The 10,448-nt window shown below is 37.2% G+C and carries 12 protein-coding genes; 4 read left to right on the top strand and 8 right to left on the bottom strand.

The window, feature by feature from the left end; genetic code table 11:
• Positions 1-42: 42 nt before the first annotated feature.
• The 7 genes from CQ058_RS09355 to hflX form a co-directional block, all read right to left on the bottom strand.
• Positions 43-846 carry a DUF4097 family beta strand repeat-containing protein gene (locus CQ058_RS09355; protein ID WP_087946967.1) on the bottom strand — a complete coding sequence of 268 codons (804 nt, stop codon included), beginning with the start codon at positions 844-846 and terminating at the stop codon, positions 43-45.
• The gene (locus CQ058_RS09360; protein WP_002142767.1) at positions 847-1,389 is read right to left on the bottom strand and encodes a DUF1700 domain-containing protein; all 543 of its coding nucleotides are present in this window, start codon (positions 1,387-1,389) and stop codon (positions 847-849) included.
• Positions 1,382-1,705, bottom strand: a complete 324-nt coding sequence (locus tag CQ058_RS09365) for a PadR family transcriptional regulator (protein WP_002185126.1) — start codon at positions 1,703-1,705, stop codon at positions 1,382-1,384. The genes CQ058_RS09360 and CQ058_RS09365 overlap by 8 nt, the downstream gene beginning before the upstream one ends.
• Positions 1,706-1,997: 292 nt before the next feature.
• On the bottom strand, positions 1,998-3,332 hold the full coding sequence (glnA, locus tag CQ058_RS09370; RefSeq protein WP_002014472.1) for a type I glutamate--ammonia ligase: 1,335 nt from the start codon (positions 3,330-3,332) through the stop codon (positions 1,998-2,000).
• Positions 3,333-3,380: 48 nt separating this feature from the next.
• Positions 3,381-3,770 carry a transcriptional repressor GlnR gene (gene glnR / locus CQ058_RS09375; RefSeq protein ID WP_002014475.1) on the bottom strand — a complete coding sequence of 130 codons (390 nt, stop codon included), beginning with the start codon at positions 3,768-3,770 and terminating at the stop codon, positions 3,381-3,383.
• A gap of 173 nt (positions 3,771-3,943) precedes the next feature.
• Entirely contained in the window at positions 3,944-5,215 is a 1,272-nt protein-coding gene (locus CQ058_RS09380) for a methionine gamma-lyase family protein (protein ID WP_002190425.1), read from the bottom strand.
• Complete coding sequence (hflX, locus tag CQ058_RS09385) at positions 5,208-6,479, bottom strand: GTPase HflX (protein WP_002069969.1); 1,272 nt, start codon at positions 6,477-6,479, stop codon at positions 5,208-5,210. Before hflX ends, CQ058_RS09380 begins: the two co-directional genes overlap by 8 nt.
• A gap of 92 nt (positions 6,480-6,571) precedes the next feature.
• On the opposite strand from hflX, the gene CQ058_RS09390 reads away from it, so the two are divergent.
• Together CQ058_RS09390 and CQ058_RS31785 are read left to right on the top strand one after the other, a co-directional pair.
• Positions 6,572-7,195: a trimeric intracellular cation channel family protein gene (locus CQ058_RS09390; protein WP_002014478.1), complete on the top strand. Its 624-nt coding sequence runs from the start codon at positions 6,572-6,574 to the stop codon at positions 7,193-7,195.
• A 99-nt stretch (positions 7,196-7,294) separates the two neighbouring features.
• Positions 7,295-7,432, top strand: coding sequence for a hypothetical protein (locus tag CQ058_RS31785; protein WP_002087943.1), 138 nt, complete (start codon positions 7,295-7,297; stop codon positions 7,430-7,432).
• Positions 7,433-7,463: 31 nt separating this feature from the next.
• Here CQ058_RS31785 and spoVK read toward each other — a convergent pair whose 3' ends face one another.
• Positions 7,464-8,420, bottom strand: coding sequence for a stage V sporulation protein K (gene spoVK / locus CQ058_RS09395; protein ID WP_002014481.1), 957 nt, complete (start codon positions 8,418-8,420; stop codon positions 7,464-7,466).
• Between the two features lie 113 nt (positions 8,421-8,533).
• Here spoVK and CQ058_RS09400 point away from each other — a divergent pair, with 113 nt between their 5' ends.
• Both CQ058_RS09400 and CQ058_RS09405 read left to right on the top strand, forming a co-directional pair.
• Positions 8,534-9,496, top strand: a complete 963-nt coding sequence (locus CQ058_RS09400) for a tyrosine-type recombinase/integrase (RefSeq protein WP_002190428.1) — start codon at positions 8,534-8,536, stop codon at positions 9,494-9,496.
• Positions 9,497-9,613: 117 nt separating this feature from the next.
• The coding region (locus CQ058_RS09405; RefSeq protein ID WP_142396338.1) for a collagen-like repeat preface domain-containing protein at positions 9,614-10,448 on the top strand (835 nt) is incomplete at its 3' end.

Raw genomic sequence — 10,448 nt, forward strand, 5'->3', positions numbered from 1 at the left:
GATAGATTTCCGTTCATTCAAAAGAATGCGTTTCATTAATTATTAACGCGTTTCAATAGTAACATCTCCAGCAGCGGTTTTACCGCTAATCTTTTTACTACCATTACCAATCGTTATATTTTTATTGTCTTCATTAAAAATTGTCACGTCTCCAGCAGCAGTTTGCCCAGTTATAACTGCATCTTGTGGTTTTTCCAATAAAGTAATATCTACATCTCCAGCAGTTGAACTTACCTCTAAATCATATTTAGAATCATGATCAATAATATCTATATCCCCACTAGCCGTTTTTGCTGTTACTTTCCCTATTACTTTTTTTAAATTCACCTCACCAGCTTTTGTAGACCCCTCCACACTCTTTGCTGTTACATGTTTCAAATCCACTTCTCCGGCGAGTGTTTCAACACTTACGCGGTCACTTTTCACATTACTTATTTCTATTTGTCCAGCGGATGAATTTACTTTTATCTCTTGATAAGAACGTTCAGGTACTAATATAGTCAATGTAGGCGTTTGAAATCCGAAATTGTAAAATGAAAAATCAAATGAAACACCTTTTTCTATTTCCCCTATGATTTTTAATGTATCACCATCTTCAGCAATACGAATCTCCTGTTTACTTACGTCTCCTTTTTGCTTTACATAAAAAGAGGAATCAGGAGATTTTTGGACAACAATATCTCCAGCATCTAACTTAACTTCTACATTTTTTAGCGTTTCGTTTTTAATTACGTCCTCTTTATCTCCTTTTTCTGCAGTTTGTACTGCTTTTTCATATGTTTGTGAAATCCCTATTACTCCAATAATGATACAAGCGATAGCTACTAATAATATCTTTTTCATCATCTACTCCCCTTTTATCATTTTGAAGTTCCAGACTACATAGCGTACACATAATCTTTTAAACCACTTCGTACTATAATAAGCTACAATACATAACAACAAACCTACTCCGACAAACGTTATACTAACGAAAAGATCCAACCATATAAAAGTGCCCATAAATACTTTTACAATAACGAAAAATGGTGTCACTACACTAGCAATACCACCGACCCAAAAGGAAAATATAAAAGCTATAATTGCAACTAACGGGCCTAACACGATAATAAAATTAAACAAACTAAGTCCAACCGCTGCCATGACAGCTCTTGTCACATTTGAAGTCGACGGATCTTTTTTCATTTCATCAAATCGATACATCGCAAGTAAGTCTTTCGCAATTACTTTCGGAGAGCCAAGACCCTTTATTATTTCTGATTCAGTTTTCCCTTCTTCTATCCCAAACTGAAAGTGCTCTTCATAATCGAATAAAATATCTTGTCTCTCTTCTTCTGGTAACTTTCTAAGATGACTTGATAATTCTTTAAGAAACTGCTCTTTACTCATCCCATTCCACCCCTTCAATAATTTCTTGAACACCTTTAGCAAAATCACGCCACTCTGTTACTAATAACGTAAGTTGCATCTCCCCTTGCTCTGTTAGTTGATAATATTTACGGGGCGGTCCTTCCGTCGATTCTTTTAAATATGTTTGAAAATATCCCTCTTTCGTTAAACGACGTAATAACGGATATACAGAACCTTCCGATATTAAAAATTTATTAGAGATTTGCTGAACAAGTTCATAACCGTAACTATCTTTACGTTTCACTAGTGCCAAAACACATAGTTCTAACACACCTTTTTTAAACTGAACGTTCAAGGACAATCCCCCTTTCTCATTTTAGTACTGTTCAGTACACGATACCTGTTTTATCCATAATATACCACTTAGTATTGTTTATTGCAAGGTACTATATTTTTCAATACTTAATTTTCGAATTAAATACATCCACACCATATTTCAACTTCCACATTTTCATTCATAGCTAGCACGCATTTTAAATAATCCACATGACTTTTTGCGGGCACCCATCCAATTCATTTCACAAGCCTTTATATTTGCCACAAATAAAAAAAGCCCTAATACCGTAGTATTAGGGCTTTTTTCTCTCTTAGTATAGAGACATATATTGATCGCGTTCCCATTGGTGAACTTGCGTGCGGAAAATATCCCACTCAATTTCTTTTGCTTCAATGAAGTGCTCAAGTAAATGATCACCTAATGCGCCACATACGATTTCATTAGATTGTAAAGTAACTAACGCTTGCGCTAATGTTGCTGGTAAGTCAACGATACCTGCTTCTTCACGCTCTTCTTTTGTCATTACGTAGATGTTACGGTCTACTGCAGCTGGTGGAGTTAATTTATTTTTAATTCCATCAAGACCTGCTGCTAATAATGTAGCCATTACTAAATACGGGTTCGCAGCTGGGTCAACACTACGTACTTCTACGCGTGTACTAATACCACGAGATGCAGGGATACGCACTAATGGACTACGGTTTTGTGCAGACCATGCTACGTAACATGGAGCTTCATATCCAGGTACTAAACGCTTGTAAGAGTTTACAGTTGGGTTTGCTACCGCTGTAAATGCTGGCGCATGTTTTAAAATACCTGCGATGAAGTGACGAGCATCATCACTTAATTGTAAATCACCGTTTTGATCGAAGAATACGTTCTCACCATTTTTAAATAGTGATAAGTTACAGTGCATACCTGAACCGTTCACACCGTATAATGGTTTCGGCATAAATGTTGCGTGTAAACCATGTTTACGAGCAATCGTTCTTACAACAAGCTTGAATGTTTGAATGTCATCACATGAGCGAATTGCATTTGCATATTTAAAGTCAATTTCATGTTGACCTGGCGCAACCTCATGGTGAGATGCTTCAATTTCAAAGCCCATTTCTTCAAGTTCAAGAACGATATCACGACGACAGTTTTCCCCTAGATCCATCGGCGCAAGGTCGAAGTATCCACCGTTATCGTTCAATTCCAGTGTTGGATTTCCTTTTTCATCAACTTTAAATAGGAAGAATTCTGGCTCTGGTCCAAGATTGAAATCTGAGAATCCTAATGCTTCCATTTCTTTTAACACACGCTTTAAGTTGTTACGTGGGTCGCCATCAAATGGAGTACCATCAGCATTGTAAATATCACAGATTAAACGAGCTACTTTACCTTTTTCAGCTGTCCAAGGGAAAATTACCCAAGTATCTAAATCCGGATATAAATACATATCAGATTCTTCTATACGTACGAAACCTTCAATAGAAGATCCATCAAACATCATTTTGTTATCAAGAGCTTTTGTTAATTGGCTCACTGGAATTTCTACGTTTTTAATTACCCCTAAAAGGTCCGTAAATTGCAGACGGATATACTTTACATTCTCTTCTTTCGCCAAACGGAAAATATCTTCTTTTGTGTACCTAGCCATTATAAATTCCTCCTTAGTCCCTCTAAACACCTTCAGAATCAGTTATCTTTAGTGAAAAAACCTTGAAATGTCACCTTGTCGCAATGAGGTCCGATTAAATCTACCTGTATGTTGTAGTTCATCTCGAAGAATTTTGCGAAGCTCGGATTTTGAAATTTCTTTCGTTTCTTCTTTTACTTTCACTGCTTCTGTTTGATTTTCTTTCATTTGCAATACTTGTTTAATTCCGGCCATATTTAAGCCTTGATCTAACAAATCTTTAATTTCCAACAATTTATCTACATCGTTAAATGAAAATAATCTACGATTCCCTTTTGTACGGGTTGGAAAAATAAGATTATGCTCTTCATAGTAGCGAATTTGACGTGCAGATAATTGTGTTAAATCCATTACAATACCAATTGGAAACAGCGGAGCAGAACGTCTATCTTCTTTCATTGTTTCAGTTCCTCCTTCGCCTTAACTGTTTCTCATTTTATACCATGTTATGTTTAGTGTCAATAGATGTTAGCTTTTCTTACATGATTTTTTTGTGAATTTTTTCATTTTTTTCTAATGGCACAAATCATTACTTTCACACGAAAAAAGCTGCCGAAATCGACAGCTTTCCTTTAAGAAATTGTTAATAGTTTTTTTTCAATTAACGCATCAATCGCAGAACAAATCGCAATCTTTACATGCGAATAAGTTAACCCACCTTGCACGTAAGCAACATAAGGCGGACGAATCGGACCATCAGCTGACAGCTCAATACTTGCACCTTGAATAAACGTCCCCGCAGCCATAATTACATCATCTTCATAACCCGGCATATAGTTTGCATATGGAGTGAAATGAGAATTAATTGGAGATGCATATTGAATCGCTTGACAGAACGCAATCATACGATCTTTATCATCAAATTGAACAGACTGAATTAAATCTGTTCTTGGTGCATTCCAAGCTGGTGATGTATTCATCCCTAACTTTTCTAAAAATGCAGCTGTAAAAATCGCACCTTTTAGCGCTTGTCCCGCTACATGCGGCGCTAAGAAGAAACCTTGATACATTTCTTGCAAACTGTATAAAGATGCCCCTGCTTCCGCACCGATTCCTGGAGATGTTAGACGATATGCACACGCTTCAACATACTGCTCTTTACCAACAATGTAACCACCAGTTTTAACAATTCCACCGCCAGGATTCTTAATAAGAGAGCCTGCCATTAAGTCCGCACCAACATGACATGGCTCTTCTTCTTCAATAAATTCGCCATAGCAGTTATCTACAAATACAACAACATCAGGTTTAATCTCTTTCACAAACGCAATCATCTCTTTAATTTGTGAAACAGTAAACGACGGACGAGTAGCATATCCTTTTGAACGCTGAATACCAATCATCTTCGTATTACTATGGATCGCAGCTGCAACAGCTTCAAAGTCCACAAATCCCTCTTCAGTTAACGGAACTGCGTTATAACCAATATTATATTCTTTAAATGAGCCTACACCTTTTCCGCGTACACCAACGATTTCTTCTAACGTATCATATGGTTTTCCTGTTATGTATAGCAGTTCATCTCCTGGACGTAAAATACCGAATAGAGCTGTCGAAATTGCGTGAGTACCTGAAATAATTTGCGGACGAACAAGACCCGCTTCTGCCCCAAATACATCAGCATACACTTTTTCTAACGTGTCACGACCAATATCATCATAACCATAACCTGTCGTCGGAATAAAATGCGAATCGCTAATTTTGTGTTTACGAAAACTTTCTAATACACGAAATTGGTTACTCTCAATCACTTCATCCACATGTTTATGTACTTCTATAATTTGACTTTCTACTTCTTTTACGATTGGAGCAATTTTTTCTCCATTTTTCAAACGATCAAACATTATTTTCTCCTTCTTCCACTAAAAATCTCTTTAATTGCCCCTTAAGCGATGAATGAGCAAATATATACCCTGTACAATCATATACAAATTTATCTTCTAGAAACTCCATTTTAGTTAATATTGTTTCTGTCTTTAAAAGCGTTAATAACCTACCTTCACTCGGAGGGATTTCCACTTGATAATCATCCATTTCTTCCTTCATCTTCGTTTCTAGCGCTTCTTTTATACGCAATAAATCACTTTCTTCAAAAGCACTAGTCATTAAGAAATCACTTTTCGGAAATGGAATGAAGTTTTGATGCAATTTATCTTTTTTATTATATAACGTAATAATAGGAATACGATTAATTTCAAGGTCCGACAATAATTGTTTTACTGTCTGCTCATGCCCTACATAATTAGGATCTGCTGAATCAACAACATGTAAAATAACATCCGCTTCCCCAGCTTCTTCTAACGTAGATCGAAAAGCAGCAATTAGTGACGTAGGTAAATCTTGTATAAAACCAACCGTATCAGTCAAAAGCACTGTATAACCAGAAGGTAACGGCATCTTTCTTGTCGTCGGATCTAGCGTTGCAAACAATAAGTTTTCTTCAAACGTATCAGCTTCCGTTAATCTATTAAACAACGTAGATTTCCCTGCATTTGTATACCCAATTAACGCAACTTGAAACACTTTATTATCTTTTCTTCTCTCACGATATCTCTTTCGATGCTCCACAACAACCGCTAGTTGTCTCTTTATTTCATCAATACGAGATCGAATATGACGACGATCTGTCTCAAGCTTCGTCTCTCCTGGTCCCCTTGTACCAATTCCACCACCAAGACGTGATAAAGCAAGACCTTGTCCCATAAGGCGCGGCATTGTATATTGCAATTGAGCTAATTCTACTTGAAGCTTACCCTCTCTCGATTTTGCACGTTGCGCAAAAATATCTAGTATTAACTGCGTTCGGTCAATCACTCTCGCATCTAATACTGAAGATAAATTCCGAATTTGACTTGGTGTTAACTCATTATTAAAAACAATAACAGCTGGTTCTAATTCTTCCGTCAACGCTGCAAGCTCTTCTAGTTTACCTTTTCCTATATAAGTCGCCGGATGAAACTTCGGGCGCTTTTGCGTCGTTGATACTAACACTTCCGCTCGCGCAGTTTTCGCTAGCGATGCAAGCTCTTTCATGGAATGCATAAATTTTTCATCATCATCTTGTGGCAATTGACAGCCAACTAATATGATTTTTTCTTTTTCTTCCATCAAATATGTTCACTCATCCTTTTCGAAATTTAAACCTTCTAATATAATAGCAGAGGAAGCACATTTCATCTAGTTAGCGGGGGAGAAAATTCATGGCATGGGAGATTTTTAGCATCATAGGCACAATCGCTTTCGCACTAAGCGGAGCAATTGTTGCAATGGAAGAGGATTATGATATTTTCGGGGTATATATTTTAGGAATGGCAACCGCATTTGGGGGAGGTGCCCTTCGTAATTTATTAATCGGTTATCCAATCGTCGCGTTTTGGCAACAAGACATGTTATTCCAAATCGCACTATTATCAATGACGATCATTTTTCTTTTTCCTAATAAATTAATTAAGCATTGGAAAAAGTGGGAAAACATCACAGATGCCATCGGCTTATCAGCGTTCGCCGTACAAGGAGCTCTATACGCCCAAAAATTAAATTTACCAATTAGCGCTACAATTGTAGCTGCTGTTTTAACTGGCATTGGCGGCGGTATTATTCGTGATCTTTTAGCACGTAGAAAACCTCTCGTCCTTCGAGCTGATGTATATGCGTTTTGGACGATTTTAGCCGGTTTTTTGATTGGCGCTAAAGTCATCGTTAGCGATTGGGCTCTATACACCTTATTCATTTTAATTGTTTGCTTCCGCATGGTTTCTATTCATTACAAATGGCATTTACCGCATAGACGCATCGATACAAAGGAGCGCTCAATGCATAAATAGCAATCTAACCTCTTTACATATCGTAAAGAGGTTTTTCTTTTCTAACGAGTTTTTCTTTACATAATGTTTATACTAATTTTTAAAGCGAGGTGAATGCAAATGACAAACCATGTTAATAAAGGAGCTCAAAAAAGCTCAGTAAACCAATTTGGACATGATCCAAATTCAGCGCACGAAAAGAGCGCTAAAATGGAACGTCTTCATAAAACTCACCAAGAAAAAGCAAAAAAAGAGTAAACGAACTTATGCATAAAAACAGACGCACAGTTTACGTACTGTGCGTCTCCTCTTCAAGCATTAAATCCATACTTGATATCCCAATTAAATCATATTTATCATACGTATCCTCTTGTAACAATCGCATAGCTTGTGTACGAATCGATTTTTCAACAATATTCCGTACGTATCGCCCATTACTAAACGATGTAATTTGCGACGAATACTTTACCGCATGTAAATGATCTCGAAATTTCCACTCCGCTTCTTTAGATAACTGATATTCACGCTCTTCATACATTCTCTTTCCAATTTCCAACAGCTGATTTACCGAGTAATCCGCAAATTCAATAATAAATGGAAAACGAGATTGTAACCCTGGATTTAATGAAAGAAAATGATTCATCTCTCTTGAATATCCAGCTAAAATTAATACAAAACCGTGCTGCTTATCTTCCATATGCTTCACAAGTGTATCAATAGCTTCCTTCCCAAAATCCTTCTCTCCCCCCCGCGCTAAAGAATACGCCTCATCAATAAACAAAATACCTCCCATGGCCTTTTTTATTAAATCTCTCGTCTTTTGCGCTGTATGACCGATATACTCCCCCACAAGATCAGCACGTTCTGCTTCAACTAAATGCCCCTTCGATAAAATATTCATCTCAAACAACAATTTCCCTATCATTCTAGCAACGGTTGTCTTCCCAGTACCGGGATTCCCCCTAAATAACATGTGAAGCACTTGCTTCTCAGATTTCAACCCCATCTCTTGTCTTTTTTTATTTACATAAATCCAAGCATAAATTTCTTTTATTATCTTTTTTATTTCATCCATCCCAACAAGCTTTCCCATCTCTTCTTCAATTCTCTGCAACATCTCATGTTTAGTAGTGGTTTCACTTGAAATTACCGTTTTATTTTCTGATGCCGGTAACGAAATTTTCTTTCGGTGGTTTAATACAATATTAATTTGATTGTTATTTTTCTTACGCATCGATTGTTCCATACAATCACCTCATTTTATCCACTCACCAAATATTATTATTCCAGTCCCTCTTGCAAATGCCTATTTTCAGAAAAGTTTGCTATAATATAAGAAATAATCAAGGTGGTGGGACTATGGAAACAACGGAATTCCATGATACAATACAAGCCTTTTCTATTTTTTTATTGAATAAAGGCCGAAAGTCTTCAACCATTAAACGTTATGTTTATGACATTGAAGATTTTGGACATTGGTTAGAAAAAAACAAAAAGCTCCCTTCCAGTAATATATGGGCAACACTTTGTACAAAAGACTATGAAGATTACTTTTCAGACTTAAAAAAGAATCGACACTACTCTGAGAAAACAATGCATCGTGTATTTATTGTATTAAATAGAATGCATCATTTTCTTAACATTCCAAATCCATTGAATGATATGAAAATTACTATTCAACCAAACCGTGCATTGCGTAATGAAGATTTCATTTCATCCGATGAAGAAAAAAGATTAAAGCATATAGTCACTTCATTAGAAGGACTTTCAGAAAAACAACGTCCCGTTCGTCCGTTATTAATGGATCGTAATATCGCCATTTTAAGTATATTAATCGACTACGGACTATCCTTACAAGAGCTTACAGCATTAACTATGCATCACGTTCATTTTGAAACTAATACACTTTCTATTCCAGCAACCGCAGGAGTAGAAAGAACAATCACATTAGCAATCGAAGACAAAAAACAACTGTACACATATTATAAAAGTATTCCAGAACCAGTTCGTCCTAAATACCATAGTAATGACCCGTTGTTTGTTGCATTCGATTTTAACCGTGGAACATACAGATGGGTATACGAAAACGATGCACCAAAAGCACTAACAGAAATCGCTATCCAAAAAATGATCCGACTTGAAGTAGCAAGAGCGAATTTACGTAAAGGCATTTCTGGACAACATTTCCGGAACACGTTTATTTTACGCCTAATAAAAAAACAAACCCCAGAGCCAGAAATCATAAAATTAGTTGGCTTCAAATCAAAAATTTCACTAAAGCGATATTATCAATATGCTGAAAATAAAAAAAACGCCCTATAATAAGGCGTTTTTTTTATTTTTTTCTCGAAAGAATCCATTTCACTATGACCATTTAACTACTCTCTGCATCTACTATGATGAGTTTCGTTCACATTCTTATTAGAAAGGAGAGATTTAATGTCTCGCTTTAACGACAATCAAAATAAATACTCCAATCCATGCTTTCCAACTAGCGCTGGACGAATTCCAACTACCCCAACGATTCCAATTACTAAAGCGCAAATTAGAACATTCCGTGCAATCATTAACGATTTAATAAAAATAATCCCTAAACTTTTCGCCAATCCATCTCCCAAAAACATTGAGAATCTAATAGATACATTGCACCTACTAAGCAAATTCATCTGTTCACTAGACACTACTTCCGCTCTGAAAGCACAAGGATTAGCCATCATTAAAAACTTAATAACTATATTAAAAAATCCAACCTTCGTAGCAAGTGCTGTATTTGTTGAACTTCAAATTTTAATTAATTATTTACTTTACATTACAAAGTTATTCCGAATTGATCCTTGTACACTCCAAGAACTCCTTAAATTAATTGCAGAGTTACAAACTACTCTAGTTAATTCAGCTTCGTTCGGCAGAGGACCTACTGGACCTACTGGACCTAGAGGTAACACGGGCGCTACTGGTACGACCGGACCTAGAGGTAACACGGGCGCTACTGGTGCGACCGGACCTAGAGGTAACACGGGCGTGACTGGTGCGACCGGACCTAGAGGTAACACAGGCGTGACTGGCGCGACCGGACCTAGAGGTAACACGGGCGTGACGGGCGCGACCGGACCTAGAGGTAACACGGGCGTGACTGGTGCGACCGGACCTAGAGGTAACACAGGCGTGACTGGCGCGACCGGACCTAGAGGTAACACGGGCGTGACGGGCGCGACCGGACCTAGAGGTAACACGGGCGTGACTGGTGCGACCGGACCTAGAGGTAACACGGGCG

Source organism: Bacillus sp. MYb56 (genome assembly GCF_002976445.1).
In the GTDB taxonomy this organism is placed as follows: Bacteria; Bacillota; Bacilli; order Bacillales; family Bacillaceae_G; genus Bacillus_A; species Bacillus_A mycoides.

What these genes read in the sequence shown, in the direction of transcription:
- CQ058_RS09355 (WP_087946967.1), bottom strand. Translation starts at nt 846, where the DNA reads ATGATGAAAAAGATATTATTAGTAGCTATCGCTTGTATCATTATTGGA.
- CQ058_RS09360 (WP_002142767.1), bottom strand. Translation starts at nt 1,389, where the DNA reads ATGAGTAAAGAGCAGTTTCTTAAAGAATTATCAAGTCATCTTAGAAAG.
- glnA (WP_002014472.1), bottom strand. Translation starts at nt 3,332, where the DNA reads ATGGCTAGGTACACAAAAGAAGATATTTTCCGTTTGGCGAAAGAAGAG.
- glnR (WP_002014475.1), bottom strand. Translation starts at nt 3,770, where the DNA reads ATGAAAGAAGATAGACGTTCTGCTCCGCTGTTTCCAATTGGTATTGTA.
- CQ058_RS09380 (WP_002190425.1), bottom strand. Translation starts at nt 5,215, where the DNA reads ATGTTTGATCGTTTGAAAAATGGAGAAAAAATTGCTCCAATCGTAAAA.
- hflX (WP_002069969.1), bottom strand. Translation starts at nt 6,479, where the DNA reads ATGGAAGAAAAAGAAAAAATCATATTAGTTGGCTGTCAATTGCCACAA.
- CQ058_RS09390 (WP_002014478.1), top strand. Translation starts at nt 6,572, where the DNA reads ATGGCATGGGAGATTTTTAGCATCATAGGCACAATCGCTTTCGCACTA.
- CQ058_RS31785 (WP_002087943.1), top strand. Translation starts at nt 7,295, where the DNA reads ATGACAAACCATGTTAATAAAGGAGCTCAAAAAAGCTCAGTAAACCAA.
- spoVK (WP_002014481.1), bottom strand. Translation starts at nt 8,420, where the DNA reads ATGGAACAATCGATGCGTAAGAAAAATAACAATCAAATTAATATTGTA.
- CQ058_RS09400 (WP_002190428.1), top strand. Translation starts at nt 8,534, where the DNA reads ATGGAAACAACGGAATTCCATGATACAATACAAGCCTTTTCTATTTTT.